Here is a 25,713-nt window from a genome sequence, read left to right on the forward strand (position 1 = left end):
GGCGCAGCGCCCCGGGCTCACACCCGCCCGTTCGCCTCCAGCCAGCGCCACTCGGTGTCCTCGTACAGCCGCGCGCGCGAGACGAAGTGCTGCCCCGTGGCGCCTTCGAGCGAGAACATGCCGCCGCGCCCGGGCTCGGCGTCCAGGATCAGCTGCGAGCCGCTCCAGTACTCGAACAGCGACTCGTTGATGTAGAAGGGCTCGCCGTCGACGTGGCCCAGCAGCCGGTCGTGGTCGCTCACCAGCAGCTCGCCGCGGCCGTAGCACATGGGCGCGCTGCCGTCGCAGCAGCCGCCGGACTGGTAGAACATCAGCGCCCCGTGTTGCGCGCGCACCTGTGCGATCAGCGCCAGCGCCGCCTCGGTGGCCACCACCTGCTGCACTTCCTTCATGTCGTCGGCCGTGGTCATCGGCATTCCCCCGGTGGGCCGTCGCCGGCCTGCCTGAAATGAAAAAAGGCGGCGGCATCGCGCCGCCGCCCTCCCTGGCGATCCGTCAAGAGAAGGGCCCTCGCGGGGCCCCGCCCGATCAGAAGAAGCCCAGCTTGTTCTCGCTGTAGCTGACCAGCAGGTTCTTGGTCTGCTGGTAGTGGTCCAGCATCATCTTGTGCGTCTCGCGGCCGATGCCCGACTGCTTGTAGCCGCCGAAGGCCGCGTGGGCCGGGTAGGCGTGGTAGCAGTTGGTCCACACGCGGCCGGCCTGGATGCCGCGGCCCATGCGGAACGCGGTGTTCATGTCACGGCTCCACACGCCGGCGCCCAGGCCGAAGTTGGTGTCGTTGGCGATGGCCAGGGCCTCTTCCTCGTCCTTGAAGGTCGTGACCGACAGCACGGGGCCGAAGATCTCTTCCTGGAAGATGCGCATCTTGTTGTGGCCCTTGAAGACGGTCGGCTTGATGTAGAAGCCGCCTTCGAGGTCGCCGCCCAGGCTGTTGCGCTCGCCACCGATCAGCACTTCCGCGCCTTCGCCACGGCCGATGTCCATGTAGGACAGGATCTTCTTGAGCTGCTCGTCGGAAGCCTGCGCACCGATCATGGTGCTGGCGTCCAGCGGGTTGCCGGCCTTGATGGCGGCCACGCGTTTGATGGCGCGCTCCATGAACGCGTCATAGATCGACTCGTGCACCAGCGCGCGCGAGGGGCAGGTGCAGACCTCGCCCTGGTTCAGCGCGAACATGGCGAAGCCTTCCAGCGCCTTGTCGAAGAAGGCGTCGTCCTTGGCCATCACGTCGGCGAAGAAGATGTTGGGCGACTTGCCGCCCAGCTCCAGCGTCACCGGGATCAGGTTCTGGCTGGCGTACTGCATGATCAGCCGGCCGGTGCCCGTCTCGCCCGTGAAGGCGATCTTGGAGATGCGCTTGGACGAGGCCAGCGGCTTGCCGGCTTCCACGCCGAAGCCGTTGACGACGTTGAGCACGCCCGGGGGCAGCAGGTCGCCGATGACTTCCATCAGCACCAGCACCGACACGGGCGTCTGCTCGGCGGGCTTCAGGACGATGCAGTTGCCCGCGGCCAGCGCCGGCGCCAGCTTCCACACGGCCATCAGCAGCGGGAAGTTCCAGGGAATGATCTGGCCCACGACGCCCAGCGGCTCGTGGAAGTGGTAGGCGTAGGTCTGGTGGTCGATCTCGCTGATCGTGCCTTCCTGCGAGCGCACGCAGCCGGCGAAGTAGCGGAAGTGGTCGATGGCCAGCGGCAGGTCGGCGGCCATCGTTTCACGGATGGGCTTGCCGTTGTCCCAGGTCTCGGCCGTGGCCAGCAGCTCCAGGTTCTGCTCCATGCGGTCGGCCATCTTCAGCAGCACGGCGGCACGCTCGGTGGGCGAGGTGCGGCCCCAGGCGGCCTTGGCGGCGTGCGCGGCGTCCAGCGCGCGCTCGATGTCCTCTTCCGTGGAACGGGGGATCTCGCAGAAGACCTTGCCCGTCACCGGGGTGATGTTCTCGAAGTACTGGCCCTTGGCCGGCTCGACCCACTGGCCGCCGATGAAGTTGCCATAGCGCTTCTTGAAGTTGACCGGGAAACCAAATTTGCCGGGTTCGAGCATGTCCATGCGTGTCTCCTTGTGAACGCGTCTGTGAAAGTGGCCCCGGCTGCCTTTTGGGTCTGCAGCCGCCGGAGCGCTGGATCAGGTTGCGGCGTTCCTATTGCCAGGACCGTGCCAGCGGCGCGGCACGGTGCCTGGCGGCCCCGCGGGCGTCACAAACTCCGGGTCAGTACCGAGGCCGGTGCCACGCTGGTGCCGGTGCTGTGACGTCAGGACTGCTCCAGGCCTTGGCGCTGTCCCAGCGCGTCACAAGGCCTGACGTCATCATGGATTTGCACGTCTTTGCATATGCAACAACCACAGGTCAAGGCGCGGCGGCCAGCACACCGGTGTCTTGTAAGGACCTGAAGTGGTTCATGGACTACAAGACCCGTTCGGGCTGAGCTTGTCGAAGCCCTGCGGCGATAACCGAGCGCCTGCTCTTCGACAGGCTCAGAGCGAACGGGTGATGGGTTGTCCAGCGATGGACTGGAATTCCTATTGCGCCGGCGCGTCGAACAGCGGCAGCTCCGGCTGCGTGGGCAGGTCGGCCCGGGCACCGCCGGCTGCGGCCTTGCGCGCGGCGCGCGGCGCGGGCGCAGGGGCGTCGGAGCGGCTGAGCGAGCCCGCGCGGATGCCCAGCAGCCGCAGCCGCTTGGTGAGGTCCACGCGCTTGAGGCACAACCCCGCGGCGCGGCGGATGGCGGCGGCGTCGGCGGTGGGCGCGGGCAGGGTCTGGTCGCGCGTGACCGTCTGGAAGTCCTCGAAGCGCAGTTTGATGCCGATGGTGCGGCCCAGGTAGCCCTTGCGCTGCAGGTCCTCGGCCACCTGCTGCGCCAGCCGCGTGAAGATGGCCGAGAGCTGCGCGCGGTCGCGCACCGCGTGCAGGTCGCGCTCGAAGGTGGTCTCGCGGCTGATGGACACCGGCTCGCTGTGCGTGACCACCGGCCGCTCGTCCAGGCCGTGCGAGGCCTCGTACAGCCACTGCCCGTAGCTGCGGCCGAAACGCTCGATCAGCCACGGCGCCTCGCGCTGTGCCAGCTCGCCGATGCTGCGGATGCCCAGCGCCTCGAGCTTGGCGCCAGCCTTGGGACCGATGCCGTTGATGCGCCGCACCGGCAGCGGCCAGATGCGCGTGGGCAGGTCCTGCAGCGTCAGCACCGTCAGGCCGTCGGGCTTGTCCAGCTCGGAGGCGATCTTGGACAGCAGCTTGTTGGGCGTGACGCCGATGGAGCAGGTGAGCCCCGTGGCGGCACGAACGTTGTTGCGGATCTCTTGCGCCACGGCGCGCACGCCGGCCAGCGGGTCGTGGCCCAGCACCTCGCGGACCGCGGGCAGCTCGCTCAGGTCGATGTAGATCTCGTCGATGCCGCGGTCCTCGATCACCGGCGCGAGCTCCGCCACCGCGGCCTTGAAGCGGCGCGACATGGCGCGGTAGGCGTCGAAGTCGGCGGGCAGCAGCACGGCATCGGGCGCGAGCTGCGCGGCCTTCATGAGGCCCATGCCCGAGTGCACGCCGTAGGCGCGCGCCGGGTAGGTGGCGGTGGTGATGACGCCGCGGCCGGCGTAGTCGCGCAGCCGCGCGAAGCGGCGGCTGCCGTCGGGCAGCTCCTCGGGCTGGTGCGCGCGCCGCCCGCCGATGACCACCGGCAGCCCGCGCAGCTCCGGATAACGCAGCAGCTCCACGGACGCATAGAAGGCGTCCATGTCGAGGTGCGCGATCCAGCGCTGACCGCTCGGGCTGTGCATGCATACAGCATAGCGGGCGGGGGCGGCGCACTTCGTTCGATGCGCGCGCGACGGTGCCGCCCGGTGTGCCGCATCAAGGCCGCGCAGGTGGCGCGGGCTACCATGGCGGGCTGGCTGTCGAGCGCCCGGCCGGGCGGCTTGGCCTTGTTTTCCGCAACCCGATCCACGTCCGCAAGAGAGAACCGCTGCATGACCACCCCCGGCCTGATACGCCTGCTACCGGGCCAGCGCCAGCTGATCTTCAACACCGACGGCTCCAACGCGCGCTGGTACCGGGTGTTCAACCGCGGACAGTCGCCCATGGGCGTGATCTACGCCAACAACCCCGGCAACACCGCCTCGCTATCGCAGACCATCGACCCGGGCCGTTCCATGGACTTCCTGGCCTACCGCCTGGAGGTGCGGCACCTCTCGGGCACCCACATCCTCGACGGGCTGTACGAGGCGCTGCCCTAGGGCTGTCGGGCTTCCGTTCAGGCTGAGGCCTTCGACAAGCTCAGGACAGGCTCTGTCGAAGCCTCGTGTCCCGGCTGGCCTGCAGGCCCTTCGACAAGCTCCGGGCGAACGGAAAGCCCAGGCCGCTGCACTGGACGCGCGATCTGCGGCGCCGCAGGTTCCGGAAGGGACGGCGACGGCCATGGCTCCGGGGCCGATCTCGGCATGCGCCACCTGGCGTGCGCCTGACCGTGGTCAAGCGCGCAGGCGCCCCCGCTCGGCCTGGGCGGGACGGGGCGCACTAGCATCGGCAGGGCGCCGGCGGTTGTGGCGGCGCGTCGTGAATCCCGCAATCAATGAAGGAGCTGTGACATGAGCGAACTGCGCCGGATCGTGGTTCACGTCAGCGACAGCCCGCGCGCCCGCGAGGTGGCGCTGTGGGCGGCGTCGCTGGCGGACGAGCATGGGGCCGAGCTGGAGGCGGTGCATGCGGTGGAGGCCACGCCTACGGCGGCCTACCTCACGCCGGAGGCCACCACCATCGCCACGCAGCTGAGCATCGACAGCGACCGCGGGCGCATCGAGCAGGCGCGGGCGCTGATCGACGAGGTGGGCCAGTTCCGCGAGAAGCCGCTGCCCTTCGAGAGCGTGCTGGCCGACCCGCTGCCCACGCTGCTGCGCCACGTGCGCTGCGCCGACCTGCTGGTGATGGGCCAGCACGACCCGGAGACGCCCGACGGCACCGCGTCCGGGCTGGCCGGCCGGGTGCTGATGGGCGCGGGCTGCCCGGTGCTGTTCGTGCCCCACACCGACGGCCACGGCGGCCCGCGCCCGCGCGCGGTGCGCAACGTGCTGGTGGCCTGGAACGGCAGCCGCGAGAGCGTGCGCGCGCTGCGCGACGCGCTGCCGCTGCTGCGGCGCGCGGCCAAGGTGGAGCTGGTTCGCTTCGTGCGGGGCGACGACGACGTGCCGCCGCTGGAGCCGCTGGTGCAGTACCTGGCGCTGCACGGCGTGCGCGCCACGTGCAGCTTGCAACGCAGCCGCGAGCCCTCGGTGGGCGAGCGGCTGCTGTCGCCCTGGACGCCCGACGCCCCGGTGGCCGAGGCGCTGCTGTCACGCGCGGCGGACGTGGATGCCGACCTGATCGCCATCGGCGGCTACGGCCACGCGCGCGCCTGGGAGCTGGCCCTGGGCGGCGTCACGCGCACGCTGCTGCAGTCGATGACGGTGCCGGTGCTGATGTCGCATTGAGGCGCGGGGCGGGCGCGCCGCCGCGCCCGCGGACGGCTTACAGCCCGTCCACCCCGTCGCGCCGGATGGTTTCGCGCGCATTCTTGGTCTTGTCCAGCGCCTTGCCCAGGCTGCTGTCGAGCACGCGCAGCAGCTTCTCGACGGCGCCGTCGATGGCGGCGCGCATGTCGCCGGTCTGGTGGCTGGCGGTCAGCGGCTCGCGGCCGGCGACGCGGGCCTCCAGCAAGCAGCGCTTGTCGTCGTCACCCAGCTTGGCGGCATTGCTGTCGCTCAGGTGCACTTCCACGCGCGTGATGTGGTCGGCGTAGCGGTCCAGCTCGGTTTCCAGGATCTGCGCGATCTCGCGCTCCATGTCTTCGCGGCCGGGGATGTGGTCGTCGGTGTTGACTTGTACTTGCATGCTGTTCATTCCTCTCGGTTTGTAGGCCCGGGCGGGCCGGATGGTGCTCCTCCGGCAAGCGGCGTGCGCTGCCGAGGAGCACGGCATCATGGCAACCCTATGCGCCTGTTCGCACAGCTTTACGCCGAGATCGACGCCCGCACCGCCACGCTGGAGAAGGTCGCGGCCCTGCGCCGCTACCTGGGCGCCGCGCCCCCGGCCGACGCGGCCTGGGCCGTGTACTTCCTGGCCGGCGGCAAGCCGCGCCAGAGCGTGCCCGGTGCGCTCATGCGCGCCACGGCCTGCACGCTGGCGGGCATCCCGGACTGGCTGTTCGAGGAGAGCTACCAGGCCGTAGGAGACCTGGCCGAGACCATTGCCCTGGTGCTGCCGCCGCCGGCCAGCCGCGAGGGCGAGGAGGTGGGCCTGGCGGAGTGGGTCGAGACGCGGCTGCTGCCCCTGCGCGGCCAGCCGCCGCAGGCCCAGGCCCAGTGCCTGGCCCAGTGGTGGGGCACGCTGGACACCCCCGCGCGCTTCCTGCTGTGCAAGCTCATCAGCGGCTCCTTCCGCGTCGGCGTGAGCAAGCTGCTGGTGCAGCGCGCGCTGGCCGAGCACGCCGGCCTGGACGCCAAGCTGATGGCGCAGCGCATGATGGGCTACACCGACGCGCGCCAGCCGCCCGGCGCGGCGCGCTTCCTGGCGCTGCTGGCGCCGCAGGACGAGCACGGCGCGACGCCGAGCGACAGCGGCCAACCGTACCCCTTCTTCCTCGCGCATGCGCTGGAGGCGGTGCCGGAGGCGCTGGGAGCGCCGGCGGACTGGATCGTGGAGTGGAAGTACGACGGCATCCGCGCCCAGGTGGTGCGCCGCGCCGGGCAGTGCTGGATCTGGTCGCGCGGCGAGGAACTGGTCACCGAGCGCTTCCCGGAGGTGGTGGCGCTGGCGCAGGCGCTGCCCGATGGCACGGTGGTGGACGGCGAGATCCTGGCCTGGCAGGACGGGCGTCCCGCGCCCTTCGCCAGGCTGCAGCAGCGCCTCAACCGCAAGACGCTGCCGCGCAAGCTGCTGCAGGAAGCGCCGGTGACGCTGCTGGCTTACGACCTGCTCGAAGAGCACGGGCAGGACCTGCGCGGCGAGCCGCTGCTGCACCGGCGCGAGCGGCTGGAGGCGCTGTGCGCGCGCACCGGGCTGCCGATCTCGCCGCTGCTGGAAGCGGACAACTGGGAGGCGCTGGCCGAGCAGCGCGCCGCCAGCCGCGAGCGCGGCGTCGAAGGGCTGATGCTCAAGCAGCGCGCCGCGCCCTACGGCGCCGGCCGCACCAAGGCCGAAGGGCTGTGGTGGAAGTGGAAGATCGAGCCCATGACGGTGGACGGCGTGCTGGTCTACGCCCAGCGCGGCCATGGGCGCCGGGCCAGCGTCTACACCGACTACACCTTCGCGGTGTGGAGCCGCCCGCCCGCCGACGCGGCCGAGGCGCAGGCGGTGGTGGAGGCGATCGCGCGGCGCGCGCCGGTCGTCCCGGGCGGGCTGCAGCTGGTGCCCTTCACCAAGGCCTACTCGGGGCTCACCGACGCGGAGTTCGCCGAGGTGGACCGCGCCATCCGCGCCAGCACGATCGAGAAGTTCGGCCCGGTGCGCAGCGTGCGGCCCACGCTGGTGTTCGAGCTGGGCTTCGAGGGCATCGCGCGCAGCCCGCGCCACAAGAGCGGCATCGCGCTGCGCTTCCCGCGCATGCTGCGGCTGCGACCGGACAAGCCGCTGCACGAGGCCGACACCCTCGCGACGCTGCAGTCGCTGCTGGACCAGCACGGCAGCGCCGCCGCCCCGGCGGCCGGGGAGGGCGCCGGCGAGGCAGAGTCGCCCGCTTGAGAAACTGAAGGCGCTGCCGAAGTCCCCGGTGCGCGCTCCACTTCCCGGGCGCCGCTGAAACATCGCCTCGTCCTGCCCGCGGGCACGGCGGGGCGTGCTCCAGCCCCTTCGACGAATCGCAATCAAGCAAGAAACAACTCGAATGGAACCATTTGCCATCGATCTGGCGCTGCAGGGCGGCGGCTCGCACGGCGCCTTCACCTGGGGCGTGCTGGACGCGCTGCTGGAGGACGGCTCCCTGCGCTTCTCGGGCATCTCCGGCACCAGCGCCGGCGCGCTCAACGCCGCGGTGCTGGCCACGGGCCTGGCGCGCGGCGGCAACGAGGGCGCGCGCCGGGCGCTGCGCGCCTTCTGGCTGGACGTGTCGCGCGCCGGCCAGTGCTTCGGCGCGCTGCAGCCCCCGGCGCTGCCGGGCTGGACGCAGCCGTCCAGCATGCCGCTGTGGGGCTGGACGCCGGCGGACTGGTTCCAGAGCTGGGCGCGCAGCTTCAGCCCCTACCAGCTCAACCCTTTCGGGCTGAACCCGCTGCGCGACCTGGTGGCGCAGCACGTGGACGTGGACGCGCTGCGCGCGGCGCCGCCGGCCCTGTTCGTCATCGCCACCAGCGTCACCACCGGGCAGCCGCGGGTGTTCAGCGGCGCGGACCTGACGCTCGACGCGCTGATGGCCTCCACCTGCCTGCCGCACCTGTTCCGCGCGGTGGAAATCGACGGCGAGCCCTACTGGGACGGCGGCTACGCCGGCAACCCGGCGCTGTGGCCGCTGATCTACGAGACGCCGGAGTCCGACCTGCTGCTGGTGAAGATCAACCCGCTCAAGCGCCCGGCCACGCCGCGCACGGCGCTGGCGATCGCCGACCGCGTGAGCGAGATCGGCTTCAACACCGCGCTGGCCGGCGAGATGCGCGCCATCGCCTTCGTGCAGAAGCTGCTGGCGCAGGAGCGCATCGAGCGCGGGCTCTACAAGGACCTGCGCCTGCACATGATTGCCGACGAGGGCGAGCTGGCGTCGCTGGAGGCGGCCACCAAGCTCGACACGCGGCAGTCCTTCTTGGAGCGGCTGTTCGCCCTGGGCCGCGAGGCCGCGCAGCGCTGGCTGGGCGAGCACCGGGCTGACGTGGGCGTGCGCGCCACCCTGGACATCGCGGCCACGTTCCTGGCGCCGCGGTAGGCAGCCCGGGTCGGCGGTGCGGGCGGGGCATCGCCGGGCCCGCCTACAGCCCTTGTACCGAGGTTAGCGGGCGCTCTTTGCTACCCTCCCGCCCCTGTCGAAAAAAGGAGTCGAAACCCATGAAGGACCTGCCCGCGCGCGAAAAGATCGACATCGTCGAGAAGGTGGCCCAGTACCTGGTGTTGGCGGGCGCGCTGGACAAGAGCTCGCCGCTGGAGGATTACGAGCGGGCCAACGAGCTGTCGCTGGAGCTGGCGATGCTGCTGCCGGCCGCTGTGTACCGCAGCCTGGTGGAAGCCGCCGCGCATCCCACCGAGCGGCTGAACCCCTCCTCGGTGGCGCTGATGGTGCGCAAGGCGCTGTTTGATTCGGACAGCGAGGAGCAGCCGGTGCTGCTGGCGGTGCACGTCCCCGGCCTCACCGACAAGCCCCCGCGCAGCAAGGCGCATCACTGAGCTGGCGCCGCGATCCCCGCTCCCTGGCGCGGGGCCACACCGGAACATCAAGAAGGCCGCGACTGCGGCCTTTTTCTTTGGGGCCGCGCTTCTCAGCCCGCGATGTCCCGCCCCGGCCGCGTCGGGTCGTTGTCGGCGGCGCCGTGGAGGCGGTCCCAGGCGTCGCGAGAAGCGTGGCGGGCCTGGTCCCAGGGCAGGGCGGAGCCGGTGCGGGCGCGCTCGGCTTCCCAGCCGTGGCCGAGCTCGGACTCGACCTCGCCGTCCCAGCGGCGCGGGCCGCGCTGGCGTTCGTACATGGCCTCGCCGTAGGCGTAGGCCGGGCCCCAGTCCTCGAAGCGCGCGCCCTCGGTGATGTAGGGCCGGCTGTTGTAGAGGCGCAGCCAGTGTTCGCTGCTGCTGTGTTCGTGCCAGGAGCTTTCGGCCGTGCCGCCGGCCAGCGCGCCGGCGATGGTGCCCAGCACCGCGCCGGCCAGGCTGCCCACCGGCCCGGCCGCCATGCCGGCCGCCGCGCCGGCGGCGGCACCGCCCGCGGCGCCCAGGCCGGCGCCCAGCGGATTCGTCGCCGCCTGCGCGGCCAGCGAGTCCATCGGGTCCTTGGGATCGAGGTCGTCCCGGCGGGCGGGGTCGGTGTTCGGGGAAGCGGGCCGGGAGGCGGGCGAGGAAGCGGTCATGGCGGCGGGCCTTCGGATTCGTCGTGATGCCGCCATTGCAGCGCCGCGGGGGCAGGGCGGCCCATAGTCCGCCGCCGTGCGCGCTTGTAGGACGGCGCCGGACGGTGGGCCCGTGATGACCCTGGCCCCGTCCGGCGCAAGCTCAGGCCGGCGACACGGGATGGCCGGCGATGTAGTGCTCCAGCTGCTCGATGAGGAACTGCTGGTCGGAAATGATGTGCTTGACCAGGTCGCCGATGGAGATCATGCCGACGAGCTTGCCGTCCTCCATCACCGGCAGGTGGCGCAGGCGGTTCTGCGTCATCAGCGCCATGCACTCCTCGGCCGTCTGGCGCGGGCCCACGAACATGACGTTGGGCGTCATCACCAGGTTCACCGCCGTGCTCTTGGAGGCGCGCTCCTGCAGCACGATCTTCCGGGCGTAGTCGCGCTCGGAGAAGATGCCCACCACCGCCGGGCCCTCCATCACCAGCACGGCGCCGATGTTCTTCTCGCACATCGTCTTGATGGCCTCGTACACCGTGTCGTGCGGGCGCACGGAAATCACTTCCTGGTTCGGCTTGGATTTCAGGATTTCGAGGGTGGTGGTCATCGGCTCTCTCCTTCACGTGAGGACGGAACGGGGGCGGCAGCGGCGCCCATGTCCTTTTTAAACGTTTTTCAGAGACTCCAGATGCTGCGCATGGCGCGCTCGAAGCGACCGGCAATGGCGGCGCTGTGCGGATGCAGGTGGTTGCGCACCACGAAACGCCCGCCCACCACCGTGTCGCGCCAGGGACGGCCGGGGCTGGAGAACACCAGTGCATCGAGCAGCTGCGGCGCGGGCGTGCCCAGCAGGCTGGCATCGGCGGTGTCGATGACCAGCAGGTCCGCGCGCGCGCCCTCCACCAGGCCCCAGCGCTCCAGCCCGGCGGCCGCTGCGCCACCCTGCTGCGCCATGGTCCACAGCCGCCCGGCGCCGGAGGTGCTGGGCGTGTTGGACTTGGCCGGCCCCTGGCGGTGCTGGCGCAACAGGCGCTGGCCATAGTCCAGCCAGCGCAGCTCTTCGCGCCAGGTGCGGGTGACCTGGCTGTCCGAGCCCAGCGCCACGGGCACGCCGGCCTCGATCCAGCGCGCCAGGTCCGCCAGGCCGTCGCCCAGGTTGGCCTCGCTGCTGGGGCACAGCACCAGGCTCGCGCCGGCCTGGCCCACGGCCTGCACTTCCTCGTCGCCGGCATGGGTACCGTGCACCAGCGTCCAGTGCCGGCCCAGCAGATCCTGCCGCGCCAGCCACTCCACGGGCCCCGTGCCGGTGGCCTCGCGCCAGGACTGCACGTAGGTCTGGTGCTCGGCGATCTGCACGTGAACGCGCAGCTCCGGCCCCGCCGTGCGCGCAAGCTGCGCCAGCGCGGGCGCCTGCACCGCGGACAGCGCGTGCACGCCCAGCGCGGCGTGCAGCAGCGGCCGGCCGCTCTCGCGCACGGCCTGCGCCTCCTGCAGCGTGTGCTCCAGGTTGCGCGCGAAACGACGCTGCCCTTCCGGCAGCGCCTGGCCGTTGCGCGCGTGCTCGCGCAGCACCGGCACGAGCGTGAGCCCGATGCCCACCTCCTGCGCCGCGTCGGCCAGCGCCCAGGCCATGCGCTGTGCGTCGGGATAGGGGCTGCCGTCGGGCTGCAGGTGCAGGTCGTTGAACTCGACGACGTGGGTGTAGCCCCCGCGCAGCAGCTCCACGTACAGGTGCGACGCCACCGCCTGCAGCAGCTCGGGCGTGAGCCGCACGGCGACGTGGTCGCGCAGCGCGCCCCAGGTGTGCAGCCCGGCGCCGGGTGCGTCGAAGCGCTCGGCCAGGCCGGCAAAGGCGCGGTGGAAGGCGTGGCTGTGCGCGTTCACCAGCCCCGGCAGCACCGCGCCGGCCAGCGCCCGCGCGCCCGATGGCGGCAGCCCCGCCTGGGCACGGACCTCGCACCAGCGCCCGTCCTCGTCGCTGCGCAGCACCACCTGCTCGGCCCAACCGCCGGGCAGCCAGGCGCGTGGCGCCCACAGGGTCAGCGGCTCAACTTTCATCGGGTCTCCATTCGGTGAGCAGCTGCAGCATGCGCCGCAGCAGCGGCTCGATGCCCGCGACGCGGGCCGCATCGAGCCGGTAGGGGGCGTCCTCGGCCATGTAGCAGCGCCAGCACATCTCCAGCTGCACCGCGTGGACGCCTTCGACGGGCCGGCCGTAGTGACGCGTGATGTAGCCACCCTTGAAGCGGCCGTCGATGACGTGGCTGTACGCGCTCTGGCCGTCCAGCAGCTCGGCCAGCGCCAGGCGCATCGAGGGCGCGCAGCTCGCGCCGTCGGCCGTGCCCAGGTTGAGCGCGGGCAGCTCGCCCTCGAACAGCCACGGCAGCTCGGACTTGATGCTGTGGCCGTCGAACAGCACCGCGTGCCCGTGCTGCTCGCGCAGCCGCTGCAGCTCCTGCCGCAGCGTCTCGTGATAGGGCCGCCAGTACCGCTCGCAACGCTGCTGGACCTCGGCCGCGTCGGGCGCCTGTCCGGGGTGGTACAGCGGCTCGCCGGTGAAGAAGCTCACCGGGCACAGCCCGGTGGTGTTGACGCCGCTGTACATCGGCGTGTCCTCGCGCGGGCGGTTGAGGTCGATGACGTAGCGGCTGTAGCGCGGCGCCAGCACCGTGGCGCCGAGCTCGCGCGCGAAGGCGTACAGCGGCTCCAGGTGCCAGTCGGTGTCCTCCACCTCCAGCGCGCGCGGCACGAGGCGCCGGCGCAGCTCCGGCGGAATCTCGGTGCCCACGTGGGGCAGGCTCAGCAGCAGCGGCGTGGTGCCGCGCTGCAGCGAAAAGACGGCTTCACTCATCCCGGCAGGCCTCCCTGGGTCCGGTGCGCGGCCTCAGGCCGCAGCACCTCGGTAGCACGCAGCGCGCCCACTTCCAGGCCGCGCCAGTTGAGCTGCGCACGCGGGCTCCAGGCGCCCACCACGGCGGCTTCCCGGTCGTCCAGCGGCAGCAGCGCCGACACCAGCGCTGCCAGCGCCACCTCCGCGGCGCGGCCGGCGCCGTCGTCGATCTTGAGCGCCAAGCCCACGCCCAGCTCCGGCAGTGCGGCGCAGTACATGCCCTCGGCGCCGCCCTTGCAGAACAGCCGCTCGCGCAGCGCCTCCATCACCAGCGTGTCCGAGCGCTCGCTGCCCGCCACCAGGAAGGGATGCCGGGCCACGGCCGCGCGCAGCCGCCGCGCGGCGACAGCCATGTCCGGCGGCAGCCCAACGCCGCTGCCCGCGCGCGCGAAGGCCCGCGCCAGGTGCCGAAGCGGGACGGCGTGGGTGGGAATCGAGCAGCCGTCGACGCCGCAGGGCGCGCGGGCCAGGTCGAAGCCGGTGGCCGTTTGCAGCGCGTGCTCCACCTCGCGCATGAGCGGATGGCCGCGCTGCACGTAGCCGGCGACGAAGCCGCGCGCGTCACGGCCGCCGGCCATGTGCGCGCCCAGGCACAGGAAGCCGCTGTGCTTGCCGGAGCAGTTGTTGTGCAGCGCGCCGGGCTCGCGCCCGGCGGCGGCCAGCGCGCGCGCCGCGGGCTCGAAGTAGGGCCAGTGCGCGCCGCATTCCAGCGCATCGGCATCCAGCCCCGCGCGCTGCAGCGTGGACAGCGCCGTGCGCACGTGCGGCTCCTCGCCGCCGTGCGAGGCGCAGGCCAGCGCCAGCGCCGCGTCGTCGAGGCCGAAGGCATCGGCCGCGCCGCTGGCCACCAGCGGCAGCGCCTGCAGCAGCTTCACGGCCGAGCGCGGGAAGACGGGGAGGTCGATCTCGCCTGCGGACCAGCGCACGCCGCCGTCCGCGTCAACCACGGCGAAGGAGCCGCGGTGCCGCGACTCCACCACGCCGCCGCGCCAGGTTTCGACCAGGACCGGATTGGAGCTCATCGCCAGGGCCTCCACGCGTGAACGGGCACGCGGCCACTGTAGCGGCCACGCCGGCGCGCAAGGCTTGGTGAAGGCGGCACTTGCGGCACGCCGGCACCGGGCCCCGGCAGCCCCGTGCGGGCGGGGCTCAGGGCGCGGCCCGTTGCTCGGCCGCGGCGCTGCGGCGGTGCAGGCCGAGCTGGTGGCACAGGTCGCGGATGTCCTGCCGCGCCTCGTCCAGCCCCGGGCGCAGCACGCGGCGCGCATCGCCGTCGCGGCAGTCCGCGAGCTGGCAGGCCTGCTCGGCCAGCGCCTCCAGCTCGCGCAGCGCCAGGCACAGCGCCTCATCCTGGTTGCGCAGGTGCAGCGCGCGCGCCTGCTGCGACTCCTCGCTGAGCCGGTGCAGGCAGGCGCGCAGCTCCTCAGCCACGCCGCGTACCACGGCACTGGCCTGCACCGCTTGCACGAGCTCGTTCTCGATCTTGGAAAGGCGTCGGTAGATCTCGAGATGCGTGTCCATGGCTGCACGAGAGTGAGAGCCCCGGTGCGCGGCAAACCTCATGCCTGCATAGCAGCCCCAGCGCCGTGGCTCCGCGCGCTGGCTGGTGCGCCGTTCCACGCAGCCGGCGCGCACGACCGCGGTGATGGTCTCGCTTGGCCGACGCCCTGGCGAGTCCGGCAAGGCTTGCCGGGCGGCACGGCCAGGACGTTGAGGCCGCAACCTGGCATCGGGCGGTGCCGAAAGCGGGTCAAAGAACACTTCGAAGAATTTTGTGGGCTTGTGCTGGAACATCCCAAAAAACTGTCATACAATGCGACCCACGCCAACGACGCAGCGATGCATCAAAGGCTCAGATAATGAGCCAGCGATTACAATCATCGAAGCGTCGGCTGTCAGCAGTAGCTGACGGACAATCCGGTTGCAGTGATGCACCGAATCCCCTGCGGGAATAGCTCAGTTGGTAGAGCGCAACCTTGCCAAGGTTGAGGTCGCGAGTTCGAGTCTCGTTTCCCCGGCATTGTCCGTTCAGTCGACTTGCTCACAGTCCCGGCCGCGGCGACGCGTCCGACCCTCTGCGGGAATAGCTCAGTTGGTAGAGCGCAACCTTGCCAAGGTTGAGGTCGCGAGTTCGAGTCTCGTTTCCCGCTCCAAATCTTCGAGAAGGCCGGCTTTCTGCACAGGAAGCCGGCCTTTTTCATTTCCCGTGCGCCAAGGCACAGCGAGCGGGGCGGGCGGCGCAGGCCCGGGCTCGCCCTGGGACGATTCGGGTACAGCGCTTGCCATCTCGCGAGGCTGCCTAACCCCTTGCTGGAGCCTCCATGTTGCGCGTGCACCCCGAACCCCTGAGGCGGGCCCGTGGCCGTCCGCTGCTGATTGCCGCCGCCCTGGGCGCGGCCCTGCTGTGCCAGGGTGCCGTCGCGGCGGACAAGCTCGATCCCAAGACCGGCACGCGCTACAAGGCCGACAAGGACATGGCGGCCGTGCTCGATGCGCTGGCGGGGATGAACCCGAAGCCCATCGAGACGCTCAGCGTCGAGGAGGCGCGCAAGCAGCCCACGCCCGCCGATGCCGCGATGGCGGTGCTCAAGCTCAAGGAGAAGGACACCGACCCGGCCAAGCTGGTGCCCGACGTGATCGCTGCCGACCGGACCATTCCCGGTGCCGCAGGCGCGCTGCCCGCGCGCGTGTACACGCCCAAGGAGGGGCCGGGCCCGCACCCGGTGATCCTGTACTTCCACGGTGGCGGCTGGGTGCTGGGCAGCAAGGAGGCTTACGACGGCGCGCCGCGCGCGCTCTCCGGCCTGGTCAAGGCCATCGTGGTGTCGGTGGACTACCGGCTCGCGCCCGAGCACAAGTTCCCGGCCCAGCACGACGACGCGCTGGCCGCCTACCACTGGCTGGCGGAGAACGCGGGGCAGCTCGGGGGCGACCCGAAGCGGCTGGCGCTGGCCGGCGAGAGCGCCGGCGGCAACCTGGCGCTGTCCACCGCCATCTCCGCGCGGCAGGCCAACATGACGCCACCGCAGCACGTGCTGGCGGTGTACCCGGTGGTGCAGCTTGCCAACTTCGACACGCGCTCGTACCGCGACAGCGCGCAGGCCAAGCCGCTGAACAAGGCCATGATGGGCTGGTTCGCCGACAAGGTCTTCTCCTCGCCCAGCCAGAAGCAGGACCCGCGCGTGGACCTGCTGCATGCCGAGCTGCGCATCCTGCCGACGGTGACGCTGATCAATGCGCAGATCGACCCGCTGCGCAGCGACGGCGAGCTGCTGGAGGAGGCGATGAAGAAGGCCAACGTGTCTTTCAAGAGCCAGAGCTTCAAGGGCGTCACGCACGAGTTCTTCGGCATGGCACCGGTGGTGGGCAACGCCAGCTCGGCGCAGCATCTCGCGGCCAAGGAACTGCGCCAGGCCTTCGAGCGCTCGCTGCGCGTCTCCGACCACCGGCCCACCGAGACCAAGGTCGAAGACAACAAGGCGGCCGCTGCCAGCAAGCCGAAGTAGCCCGCCGCGGTCGGATCGCGCAATGAAAAAAGCCCCGCGGTGCGGGGCTTTTTCGTGCACTGGCCCGTGGTGCAGGCCAGCGTGGGGCGAGGGCCTGCTCAGGCCTTGGCGGCAGCCTTCTTGGCCGTGGCCTTCTTCGCGGGCGCCTTGGCAGCAGCCTTCTTCGCGGGGGCTTCGGCCTTCTTGGCCGGCGCGGCGGCGGCGGTCTTGGTTGCGGCAGCCTTCTTCGCCGGCGCGGCGGCAACAGCCTTCTTGGCCGCGGCCTTCTTCGCGGGTGCCTTGGCGGCGGGCTTGGCGGCCTGCTTGGCAGCGGCCTTTTCGGCGCGGGCCTTGGCGAACTTGGTGTCGACCATGCCGGCCAGCGTGGTGGAGGGCGAGAACTTCACCAGCTTGCGCGCGGCAATCTTGATCTTGTCGCCGGTGCTGGGGTTGCGGCCCACGCGCGCGGCGCGCTGGCCGATCTTGAAGCTGCCGAAGCCCGAGATCGCCACGGGCTTGCCCTTCTTCAGCTCGGTGCACAGGGCATCGATCACCGTGTCCAGCATGCGGGCGGCGGCAGCCTTCGAGAGTTCGTGTTTTTCGGCCAGCAGGGCAGCGAGATCGTTGCGGTTCATGCGGTTTGAGCGTGTTGAAAAGCCGTGATTGTGACATTGCGGGCCGGCACTGCTCCACCACCCTTGCTTTCGGTTGCGAACGCAAGCAAGAGGCCGCGACGGCCGGTGCCCCGGTGCTGCTTGCGCGGCACACCCCGAAGGCCCGCGCCGCGACGGCGTTTTTTGGCCAGCCGGCTTTCGGATGGCTTGCATGGTGGGCGCAGGCGCGCCGCTTGCAGCGCGGGGGCTGCATCACTCGTTGCTTCAGGAGGCGCCATGACGCATGCCGATCCATCCCGTCCGCCGTCCGCCGTGCCCGACGCGCCGGCAAGCAAGCCCGCCAATGCCACCGCCACGCCCGAGCCGGTGGACTGGGCCGAGGAGTCCACCGCCGGCGAGGAGGACCCGGGCGCCAGCCTGGACCTGGCCCTCGACCCGCCGCCCCAGTCCCCCGCGGACGACGCCCCCGCGCCGCCGTCCCGTTCTGGCACGGACTGAAACCGCCCGCCGTCCGCGCATGGCGGGCACGGCGAGGGCGCCGCCGCCCTGCCGCCTGTCAGTGTTGCCCACAAGCGCGGGATTGCTTACGGAACTTAGGATGCGGGCCGTTTTGACCAAATCATGGGAGTTCTGGAATGGGTTCGTCCAGCCACGAGGGCACTGCGGCCCTGGACAAGGCGCTGGATGTGCTCGATGCCATCGGGCAGGCGCCGCAGGGCCTGAGCCAGGCCGAGCTGTCGGCGCGGCTGCAATTGCCGCGCACCACGCTGTACCGGCTGCTGGCTGCGCTCGTGGCGCGCGGCCTGGTGCGGCGTGATCCGCTGCGCCGCGTCTACGGCCTGGGCCTGCGCTGCTTCGAGTACGCCCGCGCGGCCTTCGCCATGCCGGACCTGGTGGCCGCGGCGCAACTGGAGCTGCGCTCGCTGCGCGACCTCACCGGCGAGACCGCCTACCTGTGCGTGCTCGACGGGCTGGAGTCGCTGCTGCTGGAGCGCTGCGATGGCGCGCACAGCCAGCGCTCGGCCTCGGCGCTGGGCCAGCGCAAGCCGCTGCACTGCACCAGCCAGGGCAAGGCGATGCTCGGCGCGCTGCCGGGGCCCATGCGCGACGCGCTGATCAAGGAGCTGCCGCTGACGGCGCAGACGCCGCGCACCATCACCGACCGGCGCCGGCTGCAGGCCGAGGTCCGGCTCGCGGCCTCGCGCGGCTGGGCCATCGACGACGAGGAGATCGTGCCGGGCGTGCGCTGCGTGGGCGCGCCCGTGGTGGACGGCGAGGGCAAGGTGCGCGGGGCCATCAGCGTCGCCGGCCCGGCCTTCCGCCTCACGCACGAGCGGCTGGAGCTGCTGGGGCCGGAGCTGGTGCAGGCGGCGCGCCGGGTGGGCGCGCAGCTGCAGGCCGCGCGTGCCGAGCCCGCGCCGGGCGAGGCGGAGGTGCTCGAAGGCGAGCGCGCCTTCCACGGCGCCTATCCGCGCTGGTCGGCGCGCCGGCAGCGGCTGCTGTGGGCCGACGCCCTGGCGCCGGCCGTGCACGCCTGGACGGCCGAGGGCCACGACCGCGTGCTGGGCGACACCGATGGGCCGATCGAGTCGCTGCTGCTGCACGCGCGCGGCGCGCTGCTGGTGCAGGCCGAGGGCTGGCGGCTGCTGGGCGGCGCGGACGCCGCGCCGCTGCCGCTGTCGGGCACGCCGCGGCGCCGGCTGCTGGCCGCCTGCGTGCGCGAGGACGGCTCGCTGTGGGCCTGCGCCGCCGAGGGCGAGCGCTGGCGCGTGGCGCGCCTGAAGCCTTCGGGCGAATTCAGCGGCGGCTGGCTGCTGGGCGAGCCCGTGGCGGCGCTGGCCTGGAACGCGCAGGGCGAGCTGGTGGCCGCCGCGCCGGCCTCGGGCACGCTGTACCGGCTGGAAGCGGGCGGCCCCGGCGGCGGCGTGCGGCGCCTGGCGACGGTGCCGCGCGCCTCGGGAAAGCTGTCGGGCCTGGCGGTGGATGCCGAAGGGGGCGTGTGGTCGGCGCTGCGCGAGGGCTGGAGCGTGGTGCGCTTCGGCAGCGACGGCGGCGTGGACCGCGTGCTGGGCGTGCCCGTGCCCAACCCCACCGACCTGGCCTTCGGCGGCCCCGGGCTGCGCCAGCTCTTCGTCACCAGCGCCCGCGACGGCGTGCCGCTGGAGACGCTGGCCAACGCGCCGCTGTCGGGCCGGCTGTTCCAGCTCCAGCCCGGCGTGGCGGGGCTGCCGCAGCATGAGGTGGACTGGCCGGTGGATTGAGGGGAGGAAGGGCTGGGGAAGTTTCCAAGCCGTGGCATCTCGCAAGCCGAGCCGTTTCGCACCTTCATTCGTCACTCCCGCGCAGGCGGGAGTCCAGGCGGCCCCCAAGCCGCCGCCGGCAGATCGGGTTGAACGCCGACGCCGGGGCTTGGTTCGGGGCACCCGGGCTTCGTGCTGAGGTGGGACCGCCTGGATTCCCGCCTTCGCGGGAATGACGAAATGGAGAGCGAGCCGGATCAGCTTTCGGCCCGCGACTTTCTCCAGACCGCAACGCGCGGTAAGCCGCCCCCGCATCAACCGCCCTCAAGAATTTCACCGCGGCGGCCGATGCCAAGGGATTGCCTCTCGCGCCGCCGCGCCGGGCCTTCCCGCGGCGTGACCCATGCCCTTCGCCGCCTTGCCGCTGCCCGCCCGCCTGACCCGTCCGCGCCCCGCGCTGCTGCTGGCGCTGGGCGTGCTGGTGGCCGGGCTGCTGCTGTCGGCCCTGGCGGCAATCTGGCTGCACCGCAGCCTGGAGGCGCAGGCGCGAGGGCGTTTCGAGCTGTACGCCCAGGGGCTGCAGGCCCAGGTGCTCCACCGCTTCGCGCACGCGGCCGGCGACCTGCACGTTTTGCAGGCGTTGTTCTCGGCCCAGCCCGCTACCGATGCCGCCGCTTTCGGACGCTTCGTCGCGGCCTGGCAGCGCACGGGAGCGGCGGGTGAGGGCGTGCGCGGCCTCGCATTCGCCCAGCGCGTGGCGCACGCCGGCGCCCTCGTCGTGCGCCACGCCGAGCCGCGCCCGGCGCTGCAGGGCCTGGCGGGGCTGGATCTGGCCCAGCAGCCGGCGCTGCGCGAGGCGCTGGAGCGCACGCTGCGCGAGGGCACGCCCGCGCTCGGCAGCGCGCTGACGCTGCCGGGCGACGCATGGCCCACGCTGCTGCTCCTGCTGCCCATGGACCGCACCGCGTCCGCGCCCCGGCGCAGCGTGCCGGCGGGGGTGCTGGTGGCGGTGCTGGCGGTGGAGCCGCTGCTGGCCGGCCTGGAGCAGGGCAATCCCGGCCAGAACCTGGATTTCGAGCTCCTGGACGGCACGCACGCGCAGTCGCTGCGGTTGGCCGTGAACCGGCTGCGCAACCCGCAGCCGCGCTTCGGCACCGAGCGCGTGCTGAGCGTGGGCGGGCGCGCACTGCACCTGCGCATGGCCAGCAGCGCCCGCTTCGACGCCGAGTACGCGCCGTCCGCGCCCTGGTGGCTGGCCGGCGGCGGCACACTGCTGAGCGTGTTGCTGGCCTTCACGGCCTGGCTGCTGGCGCGCGGACGGGCCCGCGCGCTGGCGCTGGCCGGCGACATGACGGCCGAGCTGCGCCGCGCCCGCGACGAGGCCCTGGCCGCCTCCGGCGCCAAGTCGGCCTTCCTGGCCAACACCAGCCATGAGATCCGCACGCCGCTCAACGCCGTGCTGGGCATGCTGGCGCTGCTGCGCCGCAGCGGGCTGGACGCGCGCCAGGCCGACTACGCCGCCAAGGGCGAGGCCGCGGCGCGCTCGCTGCTGGCGCTGCTGGACGATGTGCTGGACCTGTCCAAGGTCGAGGCCGGCAAGCTCGCGCTGGAGCCGCGGCCCTTCCGTCCGGCGCGGCTGTTCGAAGAGCTGGGCACGCTGCTGCAGGTGCCGCCGGGCAAGCCCGTGGCGCTGCGCCTGGTGCTGGAGCAGGCCGTGCCGCCGGTGCTGGTGGGCGACGCGCTGCGGCTGCGCCAGGTGCTGCTCAACCTCGGCGGCAATGCCGTGAAGTTCACGCCTTCGGGCGAGGTGGAGGTGGCGCTGCGGCTGCTGGAGCAGGGCGACGCGACGGCGCGGCTGGAGCTGTCGGTGCGCGACACGGGCATCGGCATCGACCCGGCGCAGCAGGCGCTGATCTTCGAGCCCTTCACTCAGGCCGAGGCCTCCACCACGCGGCGCTTCGGCGGCACGGGGCTCGGGTTGAGCATCTGCCGCCGCCTGGTAGCGCTCATGGGCGGCGAGCTGCGGGTGGACAGCGCCCCGGGCGTGGGCAGCCGCTTCCACTGCCGGCTCGATTTCCCGCTGCCCACCGCGCAGCAGCTGGCGGCGCTGGCTGAGGAGCTGCCCTCGCCGGCGCCGCTGGCCGAGCGCTCGCTGGCCGGGCTGCGGCTGCTGGTGGCCGAGGACAACGCGACCAATCGCCAGGTGATGCAGGAGCTGCTGCAGGGCGAGGGCGCGCAGGTGGCACTGGCGGCCAACGGGCGCGAGGCCGTGGCGGCCGTGGCGGCCGGCGCCTTCGACGCCGTGCTGATGGACCTGCAGATGCCGGAGATGGACGGCCGCGCCGCCACCGCGCGCATCCGCGCGATGCCAGGGCTGCAGCGGCTGCCCGTCATCGCCGTGTCCGCCAACGCCGCGCCGGCCGACCGGGATGCCTGCCTGGCCGTGGGCATGGACGACCACGTCAGCAAACCCTTCGACCTGCGCCAGCTCGTGGCCGTGCTGCGCCGACATACCGCGCGCGGGCCGCTGCCTACGCCGGGCGCGGCGGCCACGCCCGCGACGCCTGCGGACGCACCTGCCGAGGGCGTCGCCGGGCCGGCGCTGCTGGACGTGGACGGCGCGCTGGAACGCCTCAACGGCCGGCACGACCTCTACGCGCGGCTGCTGCGCGACACCCGCGCGCAGTTCGAGGCGCTGTGGCCCCAGTACGCCGCGCTGCGGGCGCAGGGCCGGCGCGCCGAGGCCGCCGCGGCGCTGCACCACGGCCGCGGCGTGGCCGGCACGCTGGGTGCGTCGCGCCTGGCCGAGGCGCTGAACGCGCTGGAGCAGGTGCTGCAGGGCGACGCGGCAGTGCCGCCGTCACTGGACACTGAGCTGCGGGCGGCCTTGGCGGACACGCTGGCCGAGGGCGAGCGCGTGGCAGCGGGGCTGGAAGCCGAGCCGGCGGCGGCGCAGGCGGCCGATCCAGGCGTGCCCGGGGATGCGTCCGTGGCGGCCCTGGAGCCGCTGCTGCGCAGCCTGGTGGCGCTGCTGTCGCAGTCCGACCTGCACGCGCTGGAGGTGCACGCGCAACTGCGCCCGCTGCTGCCGGCCGAGGACCGCCAGGCGCTGGACCGGGCCCTGGCGCGGCTGGACCTGCAAGCGGCGCTGGCACACTGCCTGTGCCTCATCGAGGACGCCCAAGCACGCCCATGAACCCGACTCCCGAAGGACTCCTGTTGCCCGGCGCGCAGCCGCCGCGGCTGCTGCTGGTCGACGACCAGCCGGCCAACATCCACGCGCTGCACCAGGTATTCGTGGGCAGCGGCTGCCGGCTGCTGATGGCCACGCACGGCGAGCAGGCGCTGGCGCTGTGCCGCGAGCGCCTGCCCGACCTGGTGCTGCTGGACATGTGCATGCCCGGGCTGGGCGGCATCGAGGTGTGCGCGCGGCTCAAGGCCGAGCCGGCCACGCGCGACATCCCGGTGATCTTCATCACCGCGCTCCAGGACGAGGCCAACGAGACCCGGGCGCTGGACGCCGGGGCGGTGGACTTCATCGTCAAGCCCTTCAACCCGCGCGTGGTGCGGGCGCGCGTGCGCACGCACCTCACGCTCAAGGCGCAGGCCGACCAGCTGCGCCGCCTGGCGCTCGTGGACGGCCTCACCGGCGTCTACAACCGGCGCCACTTCGACGAGCAGTTCGTGCTGGAGTGGCGACGCGCGCAGCGCGAGGGCAGCACGCTGTCGCTGCTGATCGCCGACATCGACCACTTCAAGGCCTACAACGACCGCTTCGGGCACCAGGCCGGCGACGACTGCCTGCGCCGCGTGGCGCAGCAACTGCAGGCCGGGCTGCGCCGCCCGGGGGACCTGGTGGCGCGCTGGGGCGGCGAGGAGTTCGCCTGCGTGCTGCCGCGCACCGAGGCCGTGGGCGCGCGGCACCTGGCGCGGCTGCTGGAGACCAGCGTGCGCGCGCTGGCGCTGGAGCACCCCGACTCGCCGCTCGGCGTGGTGACGCTGAGCCTGGGCGTGGCCACCGCCCAGCCGCAGCTGGTGCACGACGCCGACGCGCTGTTCGCACGCGCCGATGCGCAGCTCTACCGCGCCAAGTCCGAGGGACGCGCGCGCGCCTGCAGCGAAGAGGGCTGAACGCGCGCGGGCCGGGCCGCCGTCCCGCCGTACCCGGGACGAAGCTCCCGGTGCGCCCGGGTCACAAGTCCTGGCGCCTCCCCCAGCAAGCTCCCATGGAGCCGCCCGGTGCGCCGTGCGGCAATGGGGGCGTGCCGAGCAGTTCCCGCTGCAGCGCCCGTTGCACCTTCAACCGTCTTGGCATGTCCGGCCCTGCGGCCTGCCCGTGCCGCCCAGGGCGCCATTCCCGAGGAGGAAGCCATGTCCGAGCATTCCGAGCCGCTGCGGCTCGCTGCAGGCCAGACCCACGCCACCGACTGGGGGGCGCGCTTCACGCGCAGCCAAAGCCAGCTCCTGGCCGAGCTGCCCGTCATCACCAGCGTGGGCCTGTGCAACGTGTGCGAGGTGCGCAGCCACGACGTGGTGCGCGTGGCCGGCCTCGTCTCGCACTGCGTGCATTTCCTGGACGGCGGCGAGCTGCGCTTCGCCTACAGCGACCGCGGCGAGCTCATCGAGCTGCATTGCATGGGCGTCAGCGTGGCCGTCACCCAGGACGGCCGCGTGATGGCCGGCATGCGCGGCTCGCCGGCGCTGCCGGGCTGCGCGGAATGAGACTTCCGGCCCGCTACGCCGGCTTCACGCCGCGGCGCTGCGCCATCTCGCGCCCCATCGCCTCGCGCTGCGCCGCGCCATCGGCGGCGGCCTCCTGCTGCGCCCGGGCGCCGGGGAAGGCCAGCTCGTCCTCCAGCTCCAGGTGCCCCTCGTGCGCCTGCACGAAGGCCTGCGCGGCGTCGGCCAGCGCCGGGGCGATCTCGCCGCGCTGCAGGGCCTGCAGCGCCGGCTCCAGCGACTGCCACGTGGCGCGGATGCGTTCGTGGTCCGCCAGCATGCGCTGCGCCGCCTCCTGCAGCCGCGCGTCGGCGCTGGCGCGCAGCAGCGGCAGCACGTGGCGCTCCTCGTCCTCGTGGTGCGCGGGCGCGGCGAGGTTGAAGTAGCGCGCCACGTCGCGCGCGGCATCGCGCGCCTGGTCGTCGGCACCGTGCTGCGCCACGTGCGCCACCAGCCGCTGCAGCAGCCCCAGGCTGCGGCGCACCCGCTCGTGGCAGGCATGAAGCACCTCGAAAGGCTCGTCGAAACCGGCGGCGGGGCTGTGCAGGCCGGGCAGTGAAGATGTAGCGCGCATGCCGGAATTGTCGCCGCACCCCCTTGCCGGAAGCGGTTGATCTGCCGCAAGCCCGGGCGGCAGGGGCTGGGAGACCATCGACGCCATTCCCCGAGAACGGACCGCACCTTTCGGCCATGTCTTCCATCCACGCTTCCCCGTCGGTTTCCCCGGGCCTGGCCCGGAACGCCGCGCGCGCGGCGACACGCATCGCGGCCTCGCGCCGCAGTTGGGCCGCACTGTTGGACGCACCGTCGCTCGGCTCGGCCGAAGCGCAGGCGCTCGACGCGATCGCCCAGATGCGCTGTGTCGCCGCGGGCAACCTCATCTACACCCGCCGCGACCCGGCCCAGACGCTGGTGGCACTGGTCGACGGCGACGCCGCGCTGGGCCTGCGCCAGGCCAGCGACGGCCAGTTCCGCATCGAGCGCATGCTGCACGCGCCGGCCTGGCTGGACCTGGCCTCGGCCTGGCTGTCGGGCACGCACGCGCTGGACGCGCTGGCGGTGTCCGACGTCATGGTGCTGGAGCTGCCGCGACTGGCGCTGACCACGCTGCTCGACGACGACCCGCAGCTGGGCTCGCTGCTGATCCAGGCCCTGGCGCGCGAGGTGCGCACGCTCACGCTCAACACGCACGAGCTCATGCACAAGGACGCGCCGGCACGCCTGGCCGCCTGGCTGCACCAGCGCTGCGCGCCGGTGCCCGAAGTGCCGGGCCAGGCGCAGGTGCTGCTGCGCGAGCGCAAGCGCGACATCGCCTCGCAGCTGGCGATCACGCCCGAGACGCTGTCGCGCCTGATGCGCAGCTTCATGACGCAGGGCGTCATCGACGTCTCCGGCTACAACGTGCGCGTGCTGGACCTGCCCGCGCTGCGCAAGCTGGCGCAGGACGAGGTGGTGGCGGCCTGAGGGCCACCCCTTTCAAGGTGCCCATTTAGCGAGCACGCTGCCTCCTCTGACGCACCCGATGGCAAGTGGAGGTGTGCGATGACGGTGGTGGATGCTGTCGTGGAGCGCTTTGCGCACCACTCTCCCGTGACGCTGATGGCACGGCTGGCGCTGCAGCGGGCACTGGATCCGGACTGGATCGACGAAGTGTTTGCTCAGCGCGCCCAGCACCAGTACGTGCGCGAGCTGCTGTTTTCGACCACGGTGGAACTGATGAGCCTGGTGGCCGTAGGGCTGCGGCCGTCGCTGCATGCGGCGGCGCAAGCCGCCGGCGC

Annotated in this window: 24 protein-coding genes, 2 tRNA genes and 1 pseudogene; 15 read left to right on the forward strand and 12 right to left on the reverse strand. The window is 72.4% G+C overall.

Annotation, left to right across the window (positions count from 1 at the left end):
* Window positions 1-17: 17 nt before the first annotated feature.
* The 3 genes from H537_RS0138365 to dinB all read right to left on the reverse strand — a co-directional run bounded on the left by H537_RS0138365 (window position 18) and on the right by dinB (window position 3,771).
* Window positions 18-410, reverse strand: coding sequence for a DUF779 domain-containing protein (locus H537_RS0138365; protein ID WP_029002076.1), 393 nt, complete (start codon window positions 408-410; stop codon window positions 18-20).
* A gap of 118 nt (window positions 411-528) precedes the next feature.
* Window positions 529-2,049 carry an aldehyde dehydrogenase gene (adh, locus tag H537_RS0138370; RefSeq protein WP_029002077.1) on the reverse strand — a complete coding sequence of 507 codons (1,521 nt, stop codon included), beginning with the start codon at window positions 2,047-2,049 and terminating at the stop codon, window positions 529-531.
* A 471-nt stretch (window positions 2,050-2,520) separates the two neighbouring features.
* A complete protein-coding gene (gene dinB / locus H537_RS48200) occupies window positions 2,521-3,771 on the reverse strand; it encodes a DNA polymerase IV (protein WP_051244609.1) in 1,251 nt (416 codons plus the stop codon).
* A 189-nt stretch (window positions 3,772-3,960) separates the two neighbouring features.
* On the opposite strand from dinB, the gene H537_RS0138380 reads away from it, so the two are divergent.
* Together H537_RS0138380 and H537_RS48205 are read left to right on the forward strand one after the other, a co-directional pair.
* Window positions 3,961-4,227, forward strand: coding sequence for a hypothetical protein (locus tag H537_RS0138380; RefSeq protein WP_029002078.1), 267 nt, complete (start codon window positions 3,961-3,963; stop codon window positions 4,225-4,227).
* A 351-nt stretch (window positions 4,228-4,578) separates the two neighbouring features.
* Complete coding sequence (locus H537_RS48205; RefSeq protein ID WP_051244611.1) at window positions 4,579-5,457, forward strand: universal stress protein; 879 nt, start codon at window positions 4,579-4,581, stop codon at window positions 5,455-5,457.
* A 37-nt stretch (window positions 5,458-5,494) separates the two neighbouring features.
* On the opposite strand, the gene H537_RS0138390 is transcribed toward H537_RS48205, so the two are convergent.
* Window positions 5,495-5,857 carry an HPF/RaiA family ribosome-associated protein gene (locus H537_RS0138390; RefSeq protein ID WP_029002079.1) on the reverse strand — a complete coding sequence of 121 codons (363 nt, stop codon included), beginning with the start codon at window positions 5,855-5,857 and terminating at the stop codon, window positions 5,495-5,497.
* Between the two features lie 99 nt (window positions 5,858-5,956).
* Between H537_RS0138390 and H537_RS48210 the strand changes: the two genes are divergently transcribed.
* The 3 genes from H537_RS48210 (at window position 5,957) to H537_RS0138405 (ending at window position 9,331) form a co-directional block, all read left to right on the forward strand.
* Entirely contained in the window at window positions 5,957-7,705 is a 1,749-nt protein-coding gene (locus H537_RS48210; RefSeq protein WP_051244613.1) for an ATP-dependent DNA ligase, read from the forward strand.
* A gap of 142 nt (window positions 7,706-7,847) precedes the next feature.
* Window positions 7,848-8,876 (forward strand): patatin-like phospholipase family protein, encoded by a 1,029-nt coding sequence (locus H537_RS0138400; protein WP_029002080.1) that lies wholly within the window; start codon window positions 7,848-7,850, stop codon window positions 8,874-8,876.
* A 119-nt stretch (window positions 8,877-8,995) separates the two neighbouring features.
* Complete coding sequence (locus H537_RS0138405) at window positions 8,996-9,331, forward strand: hypothetical protein (protein WP_029002081.1); 336 nt, start codon at window positions 8,996-8,998, stop codon at window positions 9,329-9,331.
* Between the two features lie 92 nt (window positions 9,332-9,423).
* Here the strand turns inward: H537_RS0138405 and H537_RS48215 are convergent, their stop codons facing one another.
* The 6 genes from H537_RS48215 to H537_RS0138435 form a co-directional block, all read right to left on the reverse strand.
* On the reverse strand, window positions 9,424-10,002 hold the full coding sequence (locus tag H537_RS48215; RefSeq protein WP_156902233.1) for a hypothetical protein: 579 nt from the start codon (window positions 10,000-10,002) through the stop codon (window positions 9,424-9,426).
* Between the two features lie 142 nt (window positions 10,003-10,144).
* On the reverse strand, window positions 10,145-10,594 hold the full coding sequence (locus H537_RS0138415; protein WP_029002082.1) for a CBS domain-containing protein: 450 nt from the start codon (window positions 10,592-10,594) through the stop codon (window positions 10,145-10,147).
* A gap of 68 nt (window positions 10,595-10,662) precedes the next feature.
* Complete coding sequence (locus tag H537_RS0138420) at window positions 10,663-12,045, reverse strand: amidohydrolase family protein (protein ID WP_029002083.1); 1,383 nt, start codon at window positions 12,043-12,045, stop codon at window positions 10,663-10,665.
* Window positions 12,035-12,838, reverse strand: a complete 804-nt coding sequence (gene hutG, locus H537_RS0138425) for an N-formylglutamate deformylase (protein ID WP_029002084.1) — start codon at window positions 12,836-12,838, stop codon at window positions 12,035-12,037. Before hutG ends, H537_RS0138420 begins: the two co-directional genes overlap by 11 nt.
* Entirely contained in the window at window positions 12,835-13,899 is a 1,065-nt protein-coding gene (locus H537_RS48220; protein WP_051244617.1) for an asparaginase, read from the reverse strand. The genes hutG and H537_RS48220 overlap by 4 nt, the downstream gene beginning before the upstream one ends.
* A 127-nt stretch (window positions 13,900-14,026) precedes the next feature.
* Window positions 14,027-14,398 (reverse strand): hypothetical protein, encoded by a 372-nt coding sequence (locus H537_RS0138435; protein WP_029002085.1) that lies wholly within the window; start codon window positions 14,396-14,398, stop codon window positions 14,027-14,029.
* A gap of 424 nt (window positions 14,399-14,822) precedes the next feature.
* Between H537_RS0138435 and H537_RS0138440 the strand changes: the two genes are divergently transcribed.
* The 3 genes from H537_RS0138440 (at window position 14,823) to H537_RS48225 (ending at window position 16,383) form a co-directional block, all read left to right on the forward strand.
* Window positions 14,823-14,897, forward strand: a tRNA-Gly gene (locus H537_RS0138440).
* A gap of 57 nt (window positions 14,898-14,954) precedes the next feature.
* Window positions 14,955-15,030: transfer RNA gene (locus tag H537_RS0138445), tRNA-Gly, on the forward strand.
* Between the two features lie 168 nt (window positions 15,031-15,198).
* Entirely contained in the window at window positions 15,199-16,383 is a 1,185-nt protein-coding gene (locus H537_RS48225; protein WP_064736131.1) for an alpha/beta hydrolase, read from the forward strand.
* A 98-nt stretch (window positions 16,384-16,481) separates the two neighbouring features.
* Here the strand turns inward: H537_RS48225 and H537_RS0138455 are convergent, their stop codons facing one another.
* Window positions 16,482-17,189: an HU family DNA-binding protein gene (locus tag H537_RS0138455; protein WP_502527952.1), complete on the reverse strand. Its 708-nt coding sequence runs from the start codon at window positions 17,187-17,189 to the stop codon at window positions 16,482-16,484.
* Between the two features lie 63 nt (window positions 17,190-17,252).
* On the opposite strand from H537_RS0138455, the gene H537_RS0138460 reads away from it, so the two are divergent.
* From H537_RS0138460 to H537_RS0138480, 5 genes are all read left to right on the forward strand, one after another.
* Window positions 17,253-17,474: a hypothetical protein gene (locus H537_RS0138460; protein WP_029002087.1), complete on the forward strand. Its 222-nt coding sequence runs from the start codon at window positions 17,253-17,255 to the stop codon at window positions 17,472-17,474.
* 137 nt (window positions 17,475-17,611) lie between these two features.
* Window positions 17,612-19,237 carry an IclR family transcriptional regulator domain-containing protein gene (locus tag H537_RS48230; RefSeq protein ID WP_043462086.1) on the forward strand — a complete coding sequence of 542 codons (1,626 nt, stop codon included), beginning with the start codon at window positions 17,612-17,614 and terminating at the stop codon, window positions 19,235-19,237.
* A 382-nt stretch (window positions 19,238-19,619) separates the two neighbouring features.
* The gene (locus H537_RS50155) at window positions 19,620-22,412 is read left to right on the forward strand and encodes a hybrid sensor histidine kinase/response regulator (RefSeq protein WP_051244620.1); all 2,793 of its coding nucleotides are present in this window, start codon (window positions 19,620-19,622) and stop codon (window positions 22,410-22,412) included.
* Complete coding sequence (locus tag H537_RS0138475) at window positions 22,409-23,347, forward strand: diguanylate cyclase (protein ID WP_051244621.1); 939 nt, start codon at window positions 22,409-22,411, stop codon at window positions 23,345-23,347. The genes H537_RS50155 and H537_RS0138475 overlap by 4 nt, the downstream gene beginning before the upstream one ends.
* A gap of 240 nt (window positions 23,348-23,587) precedes the next feature.
* Complete coding sequence (locus H537_RS0138480; protein ID WP_029002089.1) at window positions 23,588-23,938, forward strand: hypothetical protein; 351 nt, start codon at window positions 23,588-23,590, stop codon at window positions 23,936-23,938.
* A gap of 13 nt (window positions 23,939-23,951) precedes the next feature.
* Here H537_RS0138480 and H537_RS0138485 read toward each other — a convergent pair whose 3' ends face one another.
* A complete protein-coding gene (locus H537_RS0138485) occupies window positions 23,952-24,509 on the reverse strand; it encodes a hemerythrin domain-containing protein (RefSeq protein WP_029002090.1) in 558 nt (185 codons plus the stop codon).
* 116 nt (window positions 24,510-24,625) lie between these two features.
* Here H537_RS0138485 and H537_RS48240 point away from each other — a divergent pair, with 116 nt between their 5' ends.
* Window positions 24,626-25,399, forward strand: coding sequence for a Crp/Fnr family transcriptional regulator (locus H537_RS48240; RefSeq protein WP_084151288.1), 774 nt, complete (start codon window positions 24,626-24,628; stop codon window positions 25,397-25,399).
* A gap of 135 nt (window positions 25,400-25,534) precedes the next feature.
* A pseudogene (locus tag H537_RS48245) lies at window positions 25,535-25,713 on the forward strand (IS4 family transposase); the annotation flags it as partial.

Origin of the sequence: Azohydromonas australica DSM 1124 (assembly GCF_000430725.1) — a bacterium.
In the GTDB taxonomy this organism is placed as follows: domain Bacteria; phylum Pseudomonadota; class Gammaproteobacteria; order Burkholderiales; family Burkholderiaceae_C; genus Azohydromonas; species Azohydromonas australica.

Bases quoted from the DNA above. Each gene is read 5' to 3' on its own strand.
- H537_RS0138435 (WP_029002085.1), bottom strand. From the start codon at position 14,398: ATGGACACGCATCTCGAGATCTACCGACGCCTTTCCAAGATCGAGAAC.
- H537_RS0138420 (WP_029002083.1), bottom strand. From the start codon at position 12,045: ATGAAAGTTGAGCCGCTGACCCTGTGGGCGCCACGCGCCTGGCTGCCC.
- H537_RS0138480 (WP_029002089.1), top strand. From the start codon at position 23,588: ATGTCCGAGCATTCCGAGCCGCTGCGGCTCGCTGCAGGCCAGACCCAC.
- H537_RS0138365 (WP_029002076.1), bottom strand. From the start codon at position 410: ATGACCACGGCCGACGACATGAAGGAAGTGCAGCAGGTGGTGGCCACC.
- H537_RS48215 (WP_156902233.1), bottom strand. From the start codon at position 10,002: ATGACCGCTTCCTCGCCCGCCTCCCGGCCCGCTTCCCCGAACACCGAC.
- H537_RS0138390 (WP_029002079.1), bottom strand. From the start codon at position 5,857: ATGCAAGTACAAGTCAACACCGACGACCACATCCCCGGCCGCGAAGAC.
- H537_RS0138415 (WP_029002082.1), bottom strand. From the start codon at position 10,594: ATGACCACCACCCTCGAAATCCTGAAATCCAAGCCGAACCAGGAAGTG.
- H537_RS0138475 (WP_051244621.1), top strand. From the start codon at position 22,409: ATGAACCCGACTCCCGAAGGACTCCTGTTGCCCGGCGCGCAGCCGCCG.
- H537_RS50155 (WP_051244620.1), top strand. From the start codon at position 19,620: ATGCCCTTCGCCGCCTTGCCGCTGCCCGCCCGCCTGACCCGTCCGCGC.
- H537_RS48220 (WP_051244617.1), bottom strand. From the start codon at position 13,899: ATGAGCTCCAATCCGGTCCTGGTCGAAACCTGGCGCGGCGGCGTGGTG.
- H537_RS48210 (WP_051244613.1), top strand. From the start codon at position 5,957: ATGCGCCTGTTCGCACAGCTTTACGCCGAGATCGACGCCCGCACCGCC.
- adh (WP_029002077.1), bottom strand. From the start codon at position 2,049: ATGGACATGCTCGAACCCGGCAAATTTGGTTTCCCGGTCAACTTCAAG.
- dinB (WP_051244609.1), bottom strand. From the start codon at position 3,771: ATGCACAGCCCGAGCGGTCAGCGCTGGATCGCGCACCTCGACATGGAC.
- H537_RS0138400 (WP_029002080.1), top strand. From the start codon at position 7,848: ATGGAACCATTTGCCATCGATCTGGCGCTGCAGGGCGGCGGCTCGCAC.
- H537_RS0138455 (WP_502527952.1), bottom strand. From the start codon at position 17,189: ATGCAAGCCATCCGAAAGCCGGCTGGCCAAAAAACGCCGTCGCGGCGC.
- H537_RS0138485 (WP_029002090.1), bottom strand. From the start codon at position 24,509: ATGCGCGCTACATCTTCACTGCCCGGCCTGCACAGCCCCGCCGCCGGT.
- hutG (WP_029002084.1), bottom strand. From the start codon at position 12,838: ATGAGTGAAGCCGTCTTTTCGCTGCAGCGCGGCACCACGCCGCTGCTG.
- H537_RS48240 (WP_084151288.1), top strand. From the start codon at position 24,626: ATGTCTTCCATCCACGCTTCCCCGTCGGTTTCCCCGGGCCTGGCCCGG.
- H537_RS48225 (WP_064736131.1), top strand. From the start codon at position 15,199: ATGTTGCGCGTGCACCCCGAACCCCTGAGGCGGGCCCGTGGCCGTCCG.
- H537_RS48205 (WP_051244611.1), top strand. From the start codon at position 4,579: ATGAGCGAACTGCGCCGGATCGTGGTTCACGTCAGCGACAGCCCGCGC.
- H537_RS0138380 (WP_029002078.1), top strand. From the start codon at position 3,961: ATGACCACCCCCGGCCTGATACGCCTGCTACCGGGCCAGCGCCAGCTG.
- H537_RS48230 (WP_043462086.1), top strand. From the start codon at position 17,612: ATGGGTTCGTCCAGCCACGAGGGCACTGCGGCCCTGGACAAGGCGCTG.
- H537_RS0138405 (WP_029002081.1), top strand. From the start codon at position 8,996: ATGAAGGACCTGCCCGCGCGCGAAAAGATCGACATCGTCGAGAAGGTG.
- H537_RS0138460 (WP_029002087.1), top strand. From the start codon at position 17,253: ATGACGCATGCCGATCCATCCCGTCCGCCGTCCGCCGTGCCCGACGCG.